The organism is Pseudomonas fungipugnans (assembly GCF_029955235.1).
GTDB classification, from domain to species: Bacteria; Pseudomonadota; Gammaproteobacteria; order Pseudomonadales; family Pseudomonadaceae; genus Aquipseudomonas; species Aquipseudomonas fungipugnans.
On the sequence record NZ_JARBWL010000001.1, the window covers coordinates 1,710,575 to 1,728,463 of the forward strand.

Annotated in this window: 11 protein-coding genes, 2 rRNA genes and 1 pseudogene; 4 read left to right on the forward strand and 10 right to left on the reverse strand. The window is 55.7% G+C overall.

Annotated elements, in window-relative coordinates:
* Nucleotides 1–9 precede the first annotated feature (9 nt).
* The 7 genes from POF45_RS06625 to POF45_RS06655 form a co-directional block, all read right to left on the reverse strand.
* Nucleotides 10–771: a fimbria/pilus periplasmic chaperone gene (locus POF45_RS06625; protein ID WP_259495302.1), complete on the reverse strand. Its 762-nt coding sequence runs from the start codon at nucleotides 769–771 to the stop codon at nucleotides 10–12.
* Nucleotides 768–3,380 carry an outer membrane usher protein gene (locus POF45_RS06630; protein WP_282315387.1) on the reverse strand — a complete coding sequence of 871 codons (2,613 nt, stop codon included), beginning with the start codon at nucleotides 3,378–3,380 and terminating at the stop codon, nucleotides 768–770. The genes POF45_RS06625 and POF45_RS06630 overlap by 4 nt, the downstream gene beginning before the upstream one ends.
* Before the next feature lie 19 nt (nucleotides 3,381–3,399).
* Nucleotides 3,400–3,960: a fimbrial protein gene (locus POF45_RS06635; RefSeq protein WP_259495306.1), complete on the reverse strand. Its 561-nt coding sequence runs from the start codon at nucleotides 3,958–3,960 to the stop codon at nucleotides 3,400–3,402.
* 51 nt (nucleotides 3,961–4,011) lie between these two features.
* The gene (locus POF45_RS06640; protein ID WP_259495308.1) at nucleotides 4,012–4,533 is read right to left on the reverse strand and encodes a fimbrial protein; all 522 of its coding nucleotides are present in this window, start codon (nucleotides 4,531–4,533) and stop codon (nucleotides 4,012–4,014) included.
* Nucleotides 4,534–5,220: 687 nt separating this feature from the next.
* A complete protein-coding gene (locus tag POF45_RS06645) occupies nucleotides 5,221–6,276 on the reverse strand; it encodes a hypothetical protein (protein WP_282315388.1) in 1,056 nt (351 codons plus the stop codon).
* 521 nt (nucleotides 6,277–6,797) lie between these two features.
* Nucleotides 6,798–7,598 carry an aminoglycoside phosphotransferase family protein gene (locus tag POF45_RS06650; protein WP_282315389.1) on the reverse strand — a complete coding sequence of 267 codons (801 nt, stop codon included), beginning with the start codon at nucleotides 7,596–7,598 and terminating at the stop codon, nucleotides 6,798–6,800.
* Nucleotides 7,599–7,605: 7 nt separating this feature from the next.
* A complete protein-coding gene (locus POF45_RS06655; protein ID WP_259495314.1) occupies nucleotides 7,606–8,094 on the reverse strand; it encodes an SRPBCC family protein in 489 nt (162 codons plus the stop codon).
* Between the two features lie 179 nt (nucleotides 8,095–8,273).
* Between POF45_RS06655 and POF45_RS06660 the strand changes: the two are divergent.
* The 3 genes and pseudogenes from POF45_RS06660 to POF45_RS06670 all read left to right on the forward strand — a co-directional run.
* Nucleotides 8,274–8,715: pseudogene (locus tag POF45_RS06660) on the forward strand (ADP-ribosylglycohydrolase family protein); the annotation flags it as partial.
* 74 nt (nucleotides 8,716–8,789) lie between these two features.
* Nucleotides 8,790–9,194, forward strand: coding sequence for a lysozyme inhibitor LprI family protein (locus tag POF45_RS06665; RefSeq protein ID WP_259495316.1), 405 nt, complete (start codon nucleotides 8,790–8,792; stop codon nucleotides 9,192–9,194).
* A 102-nt stretch (nucleotides 9,195–9,296) separates the two neighbouring features.
* Nucleotides 9,297–11,276 (forward strand): amidohydrolase, encoded by a 1,980-nt coding sequence (locus tag POF45_RS06670; protein ID WP_282315390.1) that lies wholly within the window; start codon nucleotides 9,297–9,299, stop codon nucleotides 11,274–11,276.
* Between the two features lie 141 nt (nucleotides 11,277–11,417).
* Here the strand turns inward: POF45_RS06670 and mrdA are convergent, their stop codons facing one another.
* Nucleotides 11,418–13,310 carry a penicillin-binding protein 2 gene (gene mrdA, locus POF45_RS06675; protein WP_259495318.1) on the reverse strand — a complete coding sequence of 631 codons (1,893 nt, stop codon included), beginning with the start codon at nucleotides 13,308–13,310 and terminating at the stop codon, nucleotides 11,418–11,420.
* A gap of 276 nt (nucleotides 13,311–13,586) precedes the next feature.
* Between mrdA and POF45_RS06680 the strand changes: the two genes are divergently transcribed.
* Nucleotides 13,587–14,510, forward strand: a complete 924-nt coding sequence (locus POF45_RS06680) for a TIGR03571 family LLM class oxidoreductase (protein ID WP_282315391.1) — start codon at nucleotides 13,587–13,589, stop codon at nucleotides 14,508–14,510.
* A 104-nt stretch (nucleotides 14,511–14,614) separates the two neighbouring features.
* Here POF45_RS06680 and rrf read toward each other — a convergent pair.
* Nucleotides 14,615–14,730: ribosomal RNA gene (rrf, locus tag POF45_RS06685) — 5S ribosomal RNA — on the reverse strand.
* A gap of 155 nt (nucleotides 14,731–14,885) precedes the next feature.
* Nucleotides 14,886–17,777, reverse strand: a 23S ribosomal RNA gene (locus POF45_RS06690).
* Between the last annotated feature and the right edge of the window lie 112 nt (nucleotides 17,778–17,889).

The following is a 17,889-nucleotide window of genomic DNA, read 5'->3' on the forward strand; positions in this document are numbered from 1 at the left end:
CGGCAGGCACTACTGACTGGGCAGCGAGGCTTGCACGTTCACGTTGCACGTCTCGCCACTGCAGGTGAACGCCAGCTGCGGACGTGCGCCGTAATCATTCACGTAGGCCAGATAGGGGGTTGTGCCGAGTGCCTTGGCCGTTGGCCCCAAGGTCTGCGAACCTCTGGGCGGGACCATCACCGGCTCGAAGTCCGGTACGGTTTTACCGTCCTTGCTGCTGCGTGCATCCACCAGGGTCACGTAGTAAGGCGTGGGGTTGTTCACCTGATAAAGGTCGCCTTTTCGGGTAAGGGTCAGCTTTTCCTGCCAGGGGGTGGACAAGTCTTGCTGGCTGGGCGCAATGGCTTGGGGCCGGTAAAACAGTTTGATCCGGGTTTGCAGCGCAATTTGCAGGGTGTTGGCCTTGTCGCTGCGTGGCGGAATTTCCCTCAAGTTGAAGTAGAAGACCGTCTCTCGATCCTGGGGCAGCGACTTGACCGCCGGCAACGCCTGAACTTTCACCTGGCTTTGTTTGCCGGGCTCCAATCGTTGAACCGGCGGCAGCACGATCAAGGGCGAGGTTATTTTTTTGCCCGCTTCATCTTCGATCCAGCCCTGGGCCAGATACGGCAACTGGGTGTTGTTATTGGTGATGTTCACGCTGGTGGCATCCTTGCCCCCATCAAAAATCACTCGGGTACGGTCCAGGGCAACCGCGGCGTTGGCACCCTGGCTCAAGGCCAGAGCCAACAGTGCGAAGGCCTGGCAGGTGAGGCGTATGTTCAGCATCATGAGGATGTGTTCTCCATAGTGTTACGCGTCCCGGTCAGCGCTGCCGGCTCGGGTAAAGATTGTTCAGTGGCTATCCGCTGGCAGGACAGTTGCAGGGCATCGGTCAAGCCATCAATTGGCAAAATGGCCGGGAGCGTGAGGATGCATCCCTCACTCCCCCCCCAACTGACGATCATCTGCTTGCCAGCCTGAATGCCGCTCAGGTAGACATTGCCGCCGTCATTCACAATTCCGGTGTCCTGCTGTTTCATGTTCTTCACCGTCGCGCCGAAGGGCGGTGAACTGCCATCCGGCAAGCGAAGAACCGCCATGGCCTTCGAACCGAAAATCACTTCCAGTGATCGATAACCAATTGCCCCTTCTGTGAGGGTCAGTTGCGTCACTGATTGAGTGGCTTCGACATTGTTCGGCAAGCGCTCCAGATCGACGCTGGCCGCCGTACGCTGATAGCTGCTGATATCGGAAATGACCGCCTTGCCGAAGGCGTTACTGCGGGTCGGCGTGCCATAACCCCGCACAGGCACATCGGACACACCACCGGTGTCGACCATCAGTCGGGTTCCGCCGGTACTGGTTGTACGATGGAGCGCCGCACCGTAAGGCGTGAGCGTGCCGCCGCCGCGAACTGACGCACTGAGGGTTCGGTTATTGCCTTGTTGCGTACTCGCGCTCAGGTCGACGTCGGCCTGGTCCCCGATGTGACTCAGGTAACCACTGGCGGAGTTATTGCTGGCCCCCAGTTGGTAACTATTGCGCTCATCGATGCGATCGCTGAAGCGCGTTGAAAAGCTGTTATCGCCCCCGGATCTATTAGCATCCATCGAGAGTGTGCCGCTGCGCCCGAACGGCAAGCTGACCGTCAGCGACATCCCGTTATCCTTATGGTGATACTCCCGAGTGCGGTAGACATTCAGGGACATGTTCAGGTTTTTGACGGTCCCGAGATTGAAGTAGCGTGACGCAGACAAGTTCCAGCGCTGAGTCTGCGGGCGATTCCAATACGTTTGTTTGTTGTAACTGGCGTATACAGTGGCGCCCAGGTCACGGAACTGCTTATTCACCGTGACCGTATAAAGTGCCTTGTTACCGCCAATCGGCCTCCAGTGTTCAACAAACTCACCGTTCTGGTCATACACGCCCCGCCCGCCGAGTTCGCCGTTCATCCCGTAATGCTTGGCATCCAGGTATTGGCTCATGCTCAAGAAGTTCTTTTCGGAGAATCGGTAACCCGCGAAGGTGACCTGGCTGTCGTACTGTTCGAAGTTCTTGGAATATTGAAGCCGGTAGGATTTCCCCTTGAGCGTCTCGTTCCAAAGGTGTGCACGGGACTCTGTCACGTCCACCGAGATGGCCCCGAACGCCAGCAGATCACGACCCACCCCGGCCGACAGCGCACGGTAGTTGTTATCCAATATCGCACCGCCCAACAGCGACCAGCCGTTGCTGATGCCCCAGGAGAATTCCCCGGTACCAAAGAAGGCACCGTCGTCGTGGTACTGGAGATTGGACGGCTGCCCGGCAGACAGCTTGTAACGAACCTGCCCAGGACGCGTCAGGTAGGGAACGCCTGCCGTATCGAGCTGGAATTTTTGTACCGAACCGTCCTGCTCTTCCACCCGCACATCCAGCCTGCCGGACACGGCGTCATTCAGGTCCTGAATACGAAAAGGTCCTGCCGCCACCAGCGTTTCATACAGCACACGCCCCTGTTGGCTGACGATGACTTTGGCATTGGTCTTGGCGACGCCGACCACTTCCGGCGCGTAACCGCGCAAGTTGGGTGGCAGCTGGCTTTCATCCGACTTGAGCCCGGCCCCGGTAAAGCGAAAGCTGTCGAACAGGTCCGAATACAGGTAGTCCTCGCCTACCACCAGGCGCGCTTTGAGCTCAGGAAGGGCGCGATAAGCGTAGTAACGGCTCCATTCCAGTTTTTGCCGCCTGGCCGCCGACTCGCGGTCTTTCTCGACACGCCCCTGCCAATCCGCCCGCAGGCGCCAGGCACCGGCATTGGCCCCAAGTGTTCCGTTACCCGTGAGGTCATTGCGGGTACCGTCATGCCTGCGGTAGCTCGACTGCGCCGTCATGTTGTAGTCAATCAGCAGCCCGGGCACCCCTTCATCCCAGCGCGAAGGCGGGTCCCAGTTGATGGCGCTGTATTCCAGATAGGCCTGGGGCAGATTGATGCTCAGTGTGGAGGTGGCCAGGTCTGCGCTGACCTCCATACCGGGCAAACCTTGAGGGTCCAGGCACTGCCCGTCTTTCCACCAGCGCAGTTTTGCAACGCCGGATTGTTTCAGGCCCAACTGCTCTACAAGTTCTGGCGATAAACAGGCCTGACTTCCCTTGGGATCATCATCGGGCGGATAGAACGCCACTGACTGCTCAGTAATTGGCTGGGTATTTAACTGCACCACCATCGAGTAGTTGCCGGGCAAGATAAACCCGCTGCGTGCAAACCGAGACAAGTCAATATTGGTTCGATCACTCAGATCAAGAACGTCGGTATTAAACTCAATATCCCCGGCGCCCATTGCAGTTCCTGCCAGTGATATCAACCCGCCAAAGAAGCCCGGGCGAAGCGTATTTATGACTTTCGACGCATTCCACATGCAAGCAACCCATCATTCTTCAAAAGTATTCCAACTTGAACCGCACGGCGGCCGTGTGATCCCCCGCCAATAGCGGCACTCCGTTGCCCACCAAGTGCACCGTGTAGTTGAGCGTCATGTCGCCATCGACCACCGGATGCAGCGCCATCGGCACTCCCGGAACACTCTCCTCACCCGCCGCATCCTGAATATGGAAGGCAACCCCTTGCGAGCTGCCAAAGGCAGCAAAAGAGCGCCCGCCCCTGTCGGCAGGGCCGTCGAATGTCACGCGCAGATGTTCCCAATCCGGCAGCGTTGCGCCGGGGCGCGAGGGATCGGGACGAGTGACCGAGCAATTCACCAGACGCAACTGGAAGGGCTTTTTTTGCCCCTCCCCGTCTCGTAAAAGCCGGCCTATGGGTTCGGAATCCATCTCGATGGTTTGATCGACAGTGGCCGTTTCCAGCCCGCAGGCTGAATCGATGACCACGCCTCCCAGCGTGACGACCCCATCGCCTTGCGCATCCGCCTGCGCGAATACCCAAGGGCTGATGAACATCGTCAATGAGGAGCCGATAGCGAGACTTATGAATGTTTTCACCTGAACCTCCCGCCAGCTTCCCCCCGCCACCCGAAGTGGCGGGGGAAAAACTTACTGATAAGCCAAGGTGAAATTGGTGACCGCGCTGAACTCACCAGGAACAATTGGGCCGGTGGCCTGGCCTTGTACGTGGGCACCGAATTCCAGCGTGTTGTTACCGTCGGAAATGATCTGCGGGGTCGTAGGGGTACCCAGCACAATAGGTCGGCCGCCATGGGTCATCATGATGCCGATGCCGCCCGCGTCGCCGACAGTGCCGATCGCGCCAGGAACAATGGTCGACTGCGCGCCAGTGAAGGCAGTGGTCACCGTCTTGTCAGTGAGGCTGGACAGATCGCAGCCTTCAAGCTCGATAAAAAAGCTGCGGGCTGTCGACTTGCCGCCAGATTCCAGCTGATGCTTTGCGATTGCACCCAGGCGAACCGTCTGATCTACGGAGTCAGGCTTGATAGAGCAAGCACCCGAATGCACCGACCCCAAAAACGTAACCGTTCCATCCGCCGCATGAGCAACAGAGATCGAGCCTGCCAAGAGCCCGAGAGTTAACAGCGTGGTTTTCACTTTAGATTTCATTTGCAGACGCTCACATAATATTGAATATCACAACGGAATCCTGGCCGCGGTTGTGCGCAGGACTTGTTAAGCGCTTGAACAGTTTCCTGAAAGTGTTGGAGCGTTCAATTTTTCCAACTATTTGCATTGCAATTCAGGACACCGCTCAACGCCTGGCAATTATCCATAGCGATGCTTAATAAAAAAGTCGTCCGATTCACTTAATTGCGTAGTCTTGTCACACCAAGTCACGCGGGAAAATTATGGCTATTTGCCAAAACTTTATAGTCGTCCGTAAGAATAAGACTACGCGCGAATTAGTGAGAATTATTTACAGAAAAACACGTCCGTAAGAATAAGATTACATACTCTAAAGAACAACAGTAATTACTGAGGAAGACCAACTAACGAGTTGATGAATGTGTCGAGGGGAGCTGCATCTGGATGGAGGCGAGCAAACGCTCACGGGGGATGACCGTTAGAAGTGCTGGGAGTGGTCAACGCGGCGGAACAGCAAAACCTGCAAAGCGCGGCGGATGTCGAAGGAGCGCGATTGTCGAATTGCAGGATAAATATCTACACATCTTGTATGTGTCACGTCACAGATTTTTTCCGACCCTCTAAAGATGTGTAGATGTCCAGCCTTCAGGGCCTGGCCCGCCCTGCCACGGCAATGACCGTGGCAGGGCGTCAGCAACATGGCTCGGATCACATTGCAACCATCAGCTCGGGTGCGAATTTATAGTACGACTTCCAATGCGCGGGAACTGCTCGGCTGGTGAGCAGAGCATTGACCAGTGCTGAATCACCGCTTTCACACAGGATCAACCGAACGGCCAGTTCCGTGGCCTCAGATACCGGGACCAGATAATTGATGATCAGATTTCGGGCAACCTTGTTGACGGCTTTTTTTTCTTCATCTTCCAGTCCATCCAGGATCCCCATACCGCTGGACGGCTGCATCAATCGGGCCTCCAGCAACGCCTGGGACCCCGTACTGATGAAAACAATGCTCTGAAACTCAGCGCGGTGAAGCGCATCGATTTTTTTAACCAGCCAGCTATCAGCAGGATTACGACGCAAAATGTACTGGATGAAGGCTTTGATGCCGTAAAACGATGGTTCTTTTCGACGGGACTCAAACGCCGCAAGCTTGGCCAGCCGCCTGTAATCCACCAATAGATACTTCAGTCCTACCACGCAAACCCCGGCCAGGATCAGTACCACATTCTCGGCAAAACGCCCCTGAATATGGCCCCAACTCAAGGTTTCAGTGGTCGTGACCAAGGCCTTCATAACGGTCGTATCGTGATACTTGTAGAGCGCCCTGAATACCACCCCGAACCCCAGCATCACCAAGACGATTTTTGATGTCAGGAATGGGTCACCCAGACGTCTCGCCAACCTGAAGGACAATGGACTGACGTCGTCAGCTCGAACAAAGGGGATATACCTTCCCATGCCCTCCTTGAAGAAAGCCAAATATTTGAAGTAACTGTTTGGCACTGTCGTCCGGTTGACTTTCCGGATCAGCACAAACAAGTACCAGGGCGAAAGTAAAATCCACCGAAGGACTTTTGCTGACATGCAGACGCACGATTTCAACCAGCTCCAGCCCGATTTGCACCACCGTCGCAAACGGGCGGCCCCCGAGACCGGAGACTGCGCAATTGGCGTATTCAATACAGGCTGACCGGCCGAGGGTGGCGTGCTTTCGTTCAGGGCGGACTGGGTGACTGAGGCGCTATCGACGGGGGATGACATTGAAATCCTTTCAAGTATTTCGAATTAAAGCGGTTGAGGGTCGAGATAATAGCTTATGGCCACCACTCCAACATCTTTTTACGACGCCCATAAAAAAACCCGCCGAAGCGGGTTTTTCCAAGACCATTACGACTCCCTGTCGTCAGCAATCCTTGCTGTTGGCCGATCATCCATGATCCTGAGCACTCCCTGTGCTGCAGTTGATGGGTTCAGATTAAGCCTGTGGCGGGCACCTGAACAGACGACATGTTCGTGGCCGCGTGTAAGCTTTTGACCATTTGAACGCAGGACTTTTCACCAGACATAAAAAAACCCGCCGAAGCGGGTTTTTCCAAGACCATTGCGACTCCCTGTCGTCAGCGCTCCGTGCTTATGGTCGATCATCCGTGATCCTGAGCACTTCCTGTGCTTCAGTTGATGGAGCTAGATTACGCCTCGAATCCAAAGTGCAATAGACGACATAGCTACCACCGCGTGTAGGACATTCGCCATAGCAACCCTTCCGAAAACCCTTAGGCGTGTCAGATTTCGAGCATCGAGGCCGCGAGATTGGCGACCTGCAGCTGACCTTCCGCCGCCAGGGTGTCGTCATCCTCCAGGAACCACGCCGCCGATAACCCTGCAAACGCCAGCACCCATTGGAGCAATCGCCGGCGCTCCAATCCGGCAGCCTCGGCGACGACGTTGACTTGCCGCCCGAAGCGCCACGGATCAGTTGCAGTAGGCAAATCGGGATTGCAAATCAGGTTGGCGTAGTCGTAACCCCGTTCACCGATCACTCGCTTGGGATCAATGGCCAGCCAGCCTCGCAGGCCAAAATCGAGGACGTTGTCGTGATGCATGTCACCGTGCAATACCACCACATCCTGCGGATCGGCCAGCAATGCTTCGGCGATAGCAAAGCTCAGGGAATAAAGGCCGCCATGGTGGGTAACGGCTTGGCGTAACGAGGAGAACCAAAGAAATAAAGGCACCAGTGGTGGCGGCTCCGATGAGCGCGGAGCATGCAGACGCGCCAGTGCCGAGCAGAGAATGCGGCTTGCCTTGTCGTCCTCGCCGTTGAGCGCCATGTGCATCAGCGAACGGCGACCCATGGCCCGCTCGATCAACAAGCCGTCGCCATGATGTGCCAAGACACGCGCCGCGCCCTCACCGCCCCACCAGGTCATCAACAGGTTGCCGAACTTTTCCTCGGCATCCACGGCAACTTTCAGCATCGCGGGTACATCGCCCCTACGCACCGGCAACAAACGACCGCCCGGCGTGATGATCGGCTCGCCGTCCGGCACCAGCGCCCAACGTGTCAACCAGGGTTCAAACATGCCGGCATCAGCCTCCTTGATGCACATGTGTCTTGGCGGTGGTTGTCAGAAACTGTTCGATGTTGCTCATCTGCTCGTCCCAGCCACGGCTGTCCATGCGGAATGCCTTGAGCCGGCGATATTGGGGGACGTGATCGAAACCTGACTCGGTTACTTTCAGCAACGTACCGTTGTCCATGTCCTGAAGTTCGAACAACACCAGCGTGGTGGGTTCCTGGGTGTAGTCGACGTCCGGCTCCACCGCATAAGGGTGCCAGCGGAACGAAAACACCCGCTCCGGCTCGACCCGTTCGACGAGGACGTTCCACAACAGATGTTCATAACCGGGGTACGTCACCTGCCCTTGCGTCCATTCACCGGCGACAAAACGCTTGCCCTCGAGCGCCACGCCAAACCATTGGCCAAATGCCTCGGCATTGGCCAGAGCGCGCCAGACTTGCGAACGTGGCGCCTTGAGCAGGATCTTCCTTTCGATACGATCTGATGCTGGGTTCATAAGTCACCTCCTGTATTGAACAGTAGGCCTGTAAGACCATAAGTCCAACCCTAAGTTGTATCTGGCGGTGGCTGTCATCCCGCGTTCGGGAAATATCCGGGCGCATTTTCAAGGGCCAAGAAGCAGTAGCCGACCCGCCGAAACTGTTAACGTTTGCAGCATAGTTGAACCGGACAAGGACCGATGACACCTCAATGGCCCTTTGCCTGGCTGAAAGCCTGCTGAGCAAAAAAGGTTTCGACGCAACCGATCAGATGGGCCGTTACCTCAACTGGTGGCAATGGGGGGTATCTGAGTTCAACCGGCGAATGCTTCGACATTGGCATGACGGTAAGGGACGCCCTGAAGCGCTATCAGGAAACCGGTGACCCGTTCGCAGGCTCCTCCGATCCTTGTACGGCCGGCAATGGCTCTTTGATGCGGCTGGTGCCCGTGGTGTTGTACTACTTCCCTGACCTGGATCAGCTCAGCACTCACGCTGCGAACAGCTCACGGGTGACGCATGCCGCGACAGAAGCAATTGAATGCTGTCAGTTGTTCGCCGGGCTGATTGCCAAGGCGCTTCAAGGCTTGTCCAAACCGGATCTGCAAAGGCTGACAGAGACGACGTTCATTGAGCCAACCACTCATGACCGCTCCCGGTAGACACTTCGCTACACTGCAGCTCTACATTCCCTGACACAGCGAGATTTCCCATGCACCTTCGCTTTCTTCTGGCGCTGACACCTCTGTTGCTCAGCCCCCTGGCCCATGCCGTGGACTGCGACAATGCCAGCGATCAGGCCACCATGAATCAGTGTGCCTCCGAGCAGAACAAGACCGCGGATAAAGAGTTGAATACGCTTTATCAGCAAATCACCACGCGATTGAAGGACAACCCGGAGGCGAAAAAACTGCTGGTCGGCGCCCAACGTTCGTGGATCGGTTTTCGGGATGCGGAGTGCAAGTTCTCGGCGTCCGGGGTGGCAGGCGGCAGTGTGTACCCGCTGATCTACAACAATTGCGTCACGGACCTGACCAAGGTGCGGGTCGAGGCATTCAAGAATTACTTGAAGTGTCAGGAGGGGGATATGAGTTGCCCTGTGCCTTCCGCCCCTTGAAAAGATAGACCTCCCCGCTCAATAGCAAAGTGCCTGCTACGCTTGCATTTCGCACATCATGTGCCCTACGCCTCAAACCACCGAAAACCTGAGGAAAGCATCATGGGATCAAAAGGAAATGATCATAACTGCACCCATTGCGGCTGCGAAAACCCGATATGGAAGGCGCTCAAACACACCCTCGACCTGACAGCCCACACGGGCAAGGGGTCCTCGCTCGCACCAGAACCCGGCAGCGAGTCGATCATCTTCACCGGCGGCGTGATTTACCCACTCAAGGACGGCAACATGGATGACCGGGTCGAAGCCCTGGCCATCCATGGAGGCGACGTTGTCGCCTCTGGCAGCCTCGCCGATGTCCGGGCTCGCATGAAAGCCAAAGGCATCAACTGCAAGACTCAACAACTGGAAGGCAAAACCCTGCTGCCCGGGTTAATCGAGCCTCATGTGCACATCGTGCAGACGTCTGCCATACAAGGCTGGCTGGACCTGGGCGCCATCGTGGAGTTATCGCCTGCGGACTTGGCCAAGGACCGGTCGGACCCGGCGGCACTCAAGAAAGACCAGCGGTTGCGCCCCCGTTATGACTGGAACTGGCTGAAGGATGAAATCCGTAAAAACATTCCCAAGGACAGTTCGACCTGGATTCTCGGCCGCATGGTCGACCCGGCGCTGATGCCGTTCAAGGAGGTGAAAAACGATCTCAACCAACTTACGACGTTTTATTGCGACCTCAATGAAACCGGGGACAAGGTCGGCAATCTTGACTGCATCGTGACGCAAAACCCGTTGCTGATGATCAGCGCCTCGATGCACACCATTTATTTGAATACCGCGGCGTGCAAGGCCGTCTACAACAGCCAGAACGCACACAGCAAAGCATTGCGCGAGCAATACCGGACCTTCCAGGCATACCTCGACGCCACCCGTGGCAACCTCCAGGAAGAAGCCGGCATGCTGCCAGCCATCTATTCGATTCCGTTCAAGCAGGCCCTCGACCTGTTGAACATCTTCAGCCACATCAAGGACTATTTCGAACAGGCGTCCCGCCGGGGGGTGACCCTGCTCTACGACGCCATGATGGACAAGGTATCCAAAAATATCCTGAAAGCGTATGACCTGATGCACCACCGCAACGTACGGATCGGTTATGCCGTGCCCTACGACAGTAAAGATTCGAAACAAAAGGCTGATTTCCCTGTTACCAAGGAAGCCGCCAGAAGCTTTTATCAAGCCGGGCTCAAGGTGATATCGGATGGCTCCAACCAGGGGCTGACGGGCTACCAGGCCCAACCGTATTGCTGTAAGACGAAGCCCGAGTTGGGCAACTTCAACTTCTGTGATCCGGATGGAACCACGACCCCGACGGTGATTCCCGACGCTTATCAGGCGACCATCAACGAAGCCATGGCCACCGGCTGGCCACTGATGATTCATGCCAACGGTGACCGGGCAATCAGCTTCACACTGTCCGCCTACGAGACAGCGCTGAAAAAAAGCAGTGGACTTGAAAAAAGACACCGCATCGAACACTGTTCGCTGCTGTCCGACGCCCATCTGCAGAGCATGAAAAAACTGGGCATCTCTCCCAGCTTTTTGATCGGTCACGTCGGTTACTGGGGTTATAGTTTCGAAAAGGCGATTTTCGAGGACAAAGCCACACAGATGCTTGATCTGTGCAAGTCGGCCCTGGAGCACGATCTGAGAATCTCCCTGCACAGCGATTGTTCGGTCACACCACTGGGGCCGCTGCGCTCCATGGAGCAAGCCGTGACCCGAAAAATGGAGGGCATGCGCGATGACCAGGGCCTGTTTATCAGCGACCCGCGTAGGCAACCGATCCTCAACGAAGCCGAGTGCCTGTCACGCAAACAAGCCTTGAAAGCCATCACCTATGACGCCGCCTGGCAATGCCATGCCGAGAACTGGATGGGATCGTTACAGGATGGCCACTTTGCTGATCTGGTGATTCTTGAACAGGACCCGCTCGACGAAAAAGTCCCGGCCACCAGTATCCGCGACATCAAGGTATGCGAAACCTGGAAAGGCGGCCGCAAGGTGTATACCAGCCTGGACAGCTAACCCATAAAAACGTGGATGCGGGCTTGCTCGCGATGCGGGTCGCTCCTTCCTTTTCGATACTGAAAGCGCAAGTCAGTTATTGATTAGGAAGGAGCATGCATCTGCGAGCTTTCGTGAGACAGTGCCGGAAAACATTGGGCCTTAAACGTGAGGATCGCCGGGGGCCTTGGCGGGCGCGGCGTATTGTGGTTTCAGATGCCCCTCCTGATCGAGCAACCAGGCGTCCATGATCTGCCGCACCACTGGGCCGGCGACACGACCACCGGCTTCGCCGTTTTCGATCATCACCGAAATGACAATCTTGGGATGTTCGGCCGGAGCAAAACCGACGAACAAGGCGTTGTCGCGGTTACGCTCCAGGGTTTTCGCCCGGTTGTAGCGCTCGCCCTGCTTGATCGCGACTACTTGTGCGGTACCACTCTTGCCGGCAATACGGTACTGGGCGCCGACGGCAGCTGCACGGGCAATACCGCGCGCGTCGTGCATCACCATCTGCATGCCGTGGTTGACCTGCTCCCAGTCACGCGGGTCCTTGAGCAGGATGTTCGGCATCGGATGTTCGTCCACCGGGGCCACGCCGTCGATGGTCTTGGCCAGATGCGGCCGGTTCCATACGCCTTTATTGGCGATCAGGGCCGTAGCCTGGGCCAGTTGCAGCGGCGTGACCTGCATATAGCCCTGTCCGATACCGAGGATCACGGTTTCACCGGGGAACCACGGCTGACGACGTGTGGCGCGCTTCCAGGCCTGAGAGGGCATCAGCCCTGCTGACTCTTCGAACATGTCCAGCGAGACCTTCTCGCCGAGACCGAACATGGCCATGTAATCGTGCAGACGGTCGATGCCCAGCTTATGGGCCAGGTCGTAAAAATAGGTGTCGTTGGAGCGCATGATCGCCGCGTCCATGTCTACCCAGCCGTCGCCGCTGTGGTTCCAGTTGCGATATTTATGATCGAAGTCTGGCAGTTGGTAATAACCGGGGTCGAACACACGGGTCTGCGGGGTCACCACGCCGGCGTCAAGGCCGGCGATGGCCACTTCCGGCTTGATGGTCGAGCCGGGAGCGTAGAGGCCACGAAGCACGCGGTTGAACAGCGGCCGGTCGATGGAATCGTGCAGCGCCGCGTATTCCTTGAAGCTGATACCGGTCACGAACAGGTTCGGGTCAAAACTTGGCTTGCTGACCATAGCCAGCACTTCGCCGGTGGACGGGTCCAGCGCGACCACCGAACCACGGCGATCACCCAGTGCGTCTTCTGCGGCCTCCTGAAGTTTGACGTCCAGGCTCAGGACAATGTTTTTGCCCGGGATCGGATCGGTGTGCTTGAGCACGCGCAGCACGCGGCCCTGAGCGTTGGTTTCGACTTCTTCATAGCCTACCCGGCCATGCAGCTCGGATTCGTAGAATTTTTCGATGCCGGTCTTGCCGATCGATTGGGTGCCTCGGTATTCCACCGAATCCAGCGCCTTGGACTCTTTCTCGTTGATGCGCCCGACGTAACCGATGGAATGTGCAAAATGCACGCCCAACGGGTAATGACGGACGAACTGTGGTTCGACATCGAGGCCCGGCAAACGGAACTCGTTGACCGCCAACACAGCGATTTGCTCTTCGGTCAATTCGTAAAACAGCGTGACCGGCACGAACGGGTGCCGAGCCTGCTTCATCGCCTTGTCGAACAACGTCCGGTCTTCGGCGGGCAGGTGCAGGAGGTTGACCACTTCGTCCAGCTCGGCTTTGACGTCGGTGGTGCGTTCGCGAGTGATGGTGAGGTTGTAGCTGGGCCGGTTATCCGCCAGCACCACGCCATTGCGGTCATAGATCAGCCCACGGGTCGGGGTGATCGGCAACACGTGGACCCGGTTGTTTTCGGAAATGGTGGAGTGGTAGTCGAATTCGACCACTTGCAATACGTACATGCGCACCACCAGCGCGCAGGTAATAGCGACCACAAACAAGGCGCAGGCCATCAGCCTCTTGTTGACCAGGCGCGTCTCTTTTTCGTGGTCCTTGATGGGTATCGGTTCGGGCATTTCTGCAGCAACTCTTTGACGATTAAAAGGGTGCCGATCCGTAGGCTTGAACTCGGTCCGTTAAAAAACGAGCTGCACCATACCAAAAACTGCGCGATCACTTTAGCGCGATTTTCTCGAACGGTTGTCCTTGAAGGCCAAAACGACAGTCGGACGTGCTTATGGCGCGGTTGTATTTGTGCGTCTTGCTCAAGATTGATGTTCGGGTTCGTGCATTTTTCTTACAGAACGGACTCGGGATACTGGGTGCCTGTTAGTCCTTCCACGGAGTTTTCCATGCATTCACGATTTCAACGATTGTTGGGTAAAAGCGGGTTTTCCATGGGGCTGGAGCTACCGCTGGATAACGATTGGTCGAGCGACGGTCAGCGCCTGCGAATGAACGCAAACCGGCCTTTTGGTGTTCCGGACCTGAAACAACACACGGCCATGGCACGCCTGGCCGACGAAGCCGGGTTTCGAGCACTGTGGATGCGGGATGTGCCCATTTACGATCCTCACTTCGGTGATGCGGCCCAGGTATTCGAAACCTTTTCCTATCTGGGGTATCTGGCCGGGATCACCGACAACATCATGTTGGGTACAGCAGCGGTCGTCCTGCCATTGCGTCAGCCGTGGTTGACGCTCAAGGCGGCCAACAGCGTCGATGAGTTAAGTGATGGACGTTTGCTTCTGGGTGTTGCCAGTGGCGACCGGCCGATGGAGTACCCGTTGTTTGGCGTGGACTATGAGCAGCGAGGGGAAATCTTTCGCGATACAGTCGAGTTGTTGCGCAGTCAGGGCAACGGACGCTTGCCTGAAGGCGCTCGCTTGCTGCCCGAGCGGGATCAGCCCTTTCCATTGTTGGTAGCCGGGCTAGGGCAACAATCCCCAGCCTGGATCGGTGAACATATGGACGGCTGGCTCGCTTATCCCGGCACGCCAGAGGAGCACCGTCGGCGGGTGGGGTTGTGGCGGGAAGTTGGAGGCGAGAAGCCATACATCAGTTTCATTCATCTGGATTTAGCGGCTAATCCACACGCCCCGATGCAACGTGTTCGATTTGGCGGCACGTGCGGGCGATTGGCGCTGATCGATGAGCTCCAGGCATTGCGTGAAGCGGGTGTTCAGCACGTTGGCCTGCATGTACGGCGCAGTGAACGGCCGGTCGCGCAAGTGATTGAAGAGATAGCCGAGTACGTGTTACCGAAGTTTCATTGAAAAGGTTCAAGGGGATTGCCGTGGGCAATCCTTTTCAAATCACTTTCCTGCGGACAAAAACAAAACCCCTACCTGCGTACGCAGATAGGGGTTTCGGAATTTAATCTTGACGATGACCTACTCTCACATGGGGAAACCCCACACTACCATCGGCGATGCATCGTTTCACTGCTGAGTTCGGGATGGGATCAGGTGGTTCCAATGCTCTATGGTCGTCAAGAAATTCGGTAGCCAGCTCGTGTTCCTTACGGATCACGCTCCAGCGAATGGGTATGCGATAGATTTGTGTGTTTGTTTCTCGAACTTTCGGTTCGTTTCGTCTTCACACACCGCAATCTGGTGCTCTTTCGAGTCAGCAAATTGCTTGGGTGTTATATGGTCAAGCCTCACGGGCAATTAGTATTGGTTAGCTCAACGCCTCACAGCGCTTACACACCCAACCTATCAACGTCGTAGTCTTCGACGGCCCTTCAGGGGACTCAAGGTCCCAGTGAGATCTCATCTTGAGGCTAGTTTCCCGCTTAGATGCTTTCAGCGGTTATCTATTCCGAACATAGCTACCCGGCAATGCCACTGGCGTGACAACCGGAACACCAGAGGTTCGTCCACTCCGGTCCTCTCGTACTAGGAGCAGCCCCTCTCAAATCTCAAACGTCCACGGCAGATAGGGACCGAACTGTCTCACGACGTTCTAAACCCAGCTCGCGTACCACTTTAAATGGCGAACAGCCATACCCTTGGGACCGGCTTCAGCCCCAGGATGTGATGAGCCGACATCGAGGTGCCAAACACCGCCGTCGATATGAACTCTTGGGCGGTATCAGCCTGTTATCCCCGGAGTACCTTTTATCCGTTGAGCGATGGCCCTTCCATACAGAACCACCGGATCACTAAGACCTACTTTCGTACCTGCTCGACGTGTCTGTCTCGCAGTCAAGCGCGCTTTTGCCTTTATACTCTACGACCGATTTCCGACCGGTCTGAGCGCACCTTCGTACTCCTCCGTTACTCTTTAGGAGGAGACCGCCCCAGTCAAACTACCCACCATACACTGTCCTCGATCCGGATAACGGACCTGAGTTAGAACCTCAAAGTTGCCAGGGTGGTATTTCAAGGTTGGCTCCACGCGAACTGGCGTCCACGCTTCAAAGCCTCCCACCTATCCTACACAAGCAAATTCAAAGTCCAGTGCAAAGCTATAGTAAAGGTTCACGGGGTCTTTCCGTCTAGCCGCGGATACACTGCATCTTCACAGCGATTTCAATTTCACTGAGTCTCGGGTGGAGACAGCGCCGCCATCGTTACGCCATTCGTGCAGGTCGGAACTTACCCGACAAGGAATTTCGCTACCTTAGGACCGTTATAGTTACGGCCGCCGTTTACCGGGGCTTCGATCAAGAGCTTCGCGTTAGCTAACCCCATCAATTAACCTTCCGGCACCGGGCAGGCGTCACACCCTATACGTCCACTTTCGTGTTTGCAGAGTGCTGTGTTTTTAATAAACAGTCGCAGCGGCCTGGTATCTTCGACCGGCATGAGCTTACGGAGCAAGTCCTTCACCCTCACCGGCGCACCTTCTCCCGAAGTTACGGTGCCATTTTGCCTAGTTCCTTCACCCGAGTTCTCTCAAGCGCCTTGGTATTCTCTACCCAACCACCTGTGTCGGTTTGGGGTACGGTTCCTGGTTACCTGAAGCTTAGAAGCTTTTCTTGGAAGCATGGCATCAACCACTTCGTGTTCTAAAAGAACACTCGTCATCAGCTCTCGGCCTTAGAATCCCGGATTTACCTAAGATTCCAGCCTACCACCTTAAACTTGGACAACCAACGCCAAGCTGGCCTAGCCTTCTCCGTCCCTCCATCGCAATAACCAGAAGTACAGGAATATTAACCTGTTTTCCATCGACTACGCTTTTCAGCCTCGCCTTAGGGACCGACTAACCCTGCGTCGATTAACGTTGCGCAGGAAACCTTGGTCTTTCGGCGTGGGTGTTTTTCACACCCATTGTCGTTACTCATGTCAGCATTCGCACTTCTGATACCTCCAGCAAGCTTCTCAACTCACCTTCACAGGCTTACAGAACGCTCCTCTACCGCATCACCTAAGTGATACCCGTAGCTTCGGTGTATGGTTTGAGCCCCGTTACATCTTCCGCGCAGGCCGACTCGACTAGTGAGCTATTACGCTTTCTTTAAAGGGTGGCTGCTTCTAAGCCAACCTCCTAGCTGTCTAAGCCTTCCCACATCGTTTCCCACTTAACCATAACTTTGGGACCTTAGCTGACGGTCTGGGTTGTTTCCCTTTTCACGACGGACGTTAGCACCCGCCGTGTGTCTCCCATGCTCGGCACTTGTAGGTATTCGGAGTTTGCATCGGTTTGGTAAGTCGGGATGACCCCCTAGCCGAAACAGTGCTCTACCCCCTACAGTGATACATGAGGCGCTACCTAAATAGCTTTCGAGGAGAACCAGCTATCTCCGAGCTTGATTAGCCTTTCACTCCGATCCACAGGTCATCCGCTAACTTTTCAACGGTAGTCGGTTCGGTCCTCCAGTTAGTGTTACCCAACCTTCAACCTGCCCATGGATAGATCGCCCGGTTTCGGGTCTATTCCCAGCGACTAGACGCCCTATTAAGACTCGCTTTCGCTACGCCTCCCCTATTCGGTTAAGCTCGCCACTGAAAATAAGTCGCTGACCCATTATACAAAAGGTACGCAGTCACCCAACAAAGTGGGCTCCCACTGCTTGTACGCATACGGTTTCAGGATCTATTTCACTCCCCTCTCCGGGGTTCTTTTCGCCTTTCCCTCACGGTACTAGTTCACTATCGGTCAGTCAGTAGTATTTAGCCTTGGAGGATGGTCCCCCCATATTCAGACAAAGTTTCTCGTGCTCCGTCCTACTCGATTTCATGACTAAGAGATTTTCGCGTACAGGGCTATCACCCACTATGGCCGCACTTTCCAGAGCGTTCCGCTAATCTCAAAGCCACTTAAGGGCTAGTCCCCGTTCGCTCGCCACTACTAAGGGAATCTCGGTTGATTTCTTTTCCTCAGGGTACTTAGATGTTTCAGTTCCCCTGGTTCGCCTCTTAAGCCTATGTATTCAGCTTAAGATAACCATCTTATGATGGCTGGGTTCCCCCATTCAGACATCTCCGGATCAAAGTCTGTTTGCCGACTCCCCGAAGCTTTTCGCAGGCTACCACGTCTTTCATCGCCTCTGACTGCCAAGGCATCCACCGTATGCGCTTCTTCACTTGACCATATAACCCCAAGCAATCTGGTTATACTGTGAAGACGACATTCGCCGAAAATTCGCGATTAAACTCACAAATTTTACCTTAGCCTGATCCGTTACCAGTGAAAGTAACGTTC

What these genes read in the sequence shown, in the direction of transcription:
- POF45_RS06670 (WP_282315390.1), top strand. Translation starts at nt 9,297, where the DNA reads ATGGGATCAAAAGGAAATGATCATAACTGCACCCATTGCGGCTGCGAA.
- POF45_RS06665 (WP_259495316.1), top strand. Translation starts at nt 8,790, where the DNA reads ATGCACCTTCGCTTTCTTCTGGCGCTGACACCTCTGTTGCTCAGCCCC.
- POF45_RS06650 (WP_282315389.1), bottom strand. Translation starts at nt 7,598, where the DNA reads ATGTTTGAACCCTGGTTGACACGTTGGGCGCTGGTGCCGGACGGCGAG.
- POF45_RS06645 (WP_282315388.1), bottom strand. Translation starts at nt 6,276, where the DNA reads ATGTCATCCCCCGTCGATAGCGCCTCAGTCACCCAGTCCGCCCTGAAC.
- mrdA (WP_259495318.1), bottom strand. Translation starts at nt 13,310, where the DNA reads ATGCCCGAACCGATACCCATCAAGGACCACGAAAAAGAGACGCGCCTG.
- POF45_RS06630 (WP_282315387.1), bottom strand. Translation starts at nt 3,380, where the DNA reads ATGTGGAATGCGTCGAAAGTCATAAATACGCTTCGCCCGGGCTTCTTT.
- POF45_RS06640 (WP_259495308.1), bottom strand. Translation starts at nt 4,533, where the DNA reads ATGAAATCTAAAGTGAAAACCACGCTGTTAACTCTCGGGCTCTTGGCA.
- POF45_RS06625 (WP_259495302.1), bottom strand. Translation starts at nt 771, where the DNA reads ATGATGCTGAACATACGCCTCACCTGCCAGGCCTTCGCACTGTTGGCT.
- POF45_RS06680 (WP_282315391.1), top strand. Translation starts at nt 13,587, where the DNA reads ATGCATTCACGATTTCAACGATTGTTGGGTAAAAGCGGGTTTTCCATG.
- POF45_RS06655 (WP_259495314.1), bottom strand. Translation starts at nt 8,094, where the DNA reads ATGAACCCAGCATCAGATCGTATCGAAAGGAAGATCCTGCTCAAGGCG.